Source organism: Photobacterium sp. R1 (genome assembly GCF_054600795.1).
Genome location: NZ_BAAHZP010000723.1, coordinates 1 through 255 on the forward strand (window position 1 = coordinate 1; position 255 = coordinate 255).

The 255-nt window shown below is 42.0% G+C and carries 1 protein-coding gene; it reads left to right on the forward strand.

Annotated elements, in window-relative coordinates:
- A partial coding sequence (locus ACYP03_RS26975) for a hypothetical protein (RefSeq protein WP_459782803.1) occupies nt 1–180 on the forward strand: 180 nt, incomplete at its 5' end.
- Nucleotides 181–255: the final 75 nt, after the last annotated feature.

Sequence of the window (255 nt, forward strand, 5' to 3'; positions counted from 1 at the left end):
ACGATACACTTATATCTGGTTGAAGAGATGAATGCTGCGTGCATGAACGCGATTTTCTATGTCTATGATCAGAGTATCTTAAAACTGGGTACAATCCATTATGCAGAGGTGCCAATCAGTCCGGGAAAACATACGATATCTGTCAAAGCGGATACAACCACGCAAAAAAATGACTTATGAGCTCATTGTTGAGCCAAAACAGCAGTATTATTTCATGGTGAAGGCGAACCCAGACACACTGGTTCCTCATCTGCT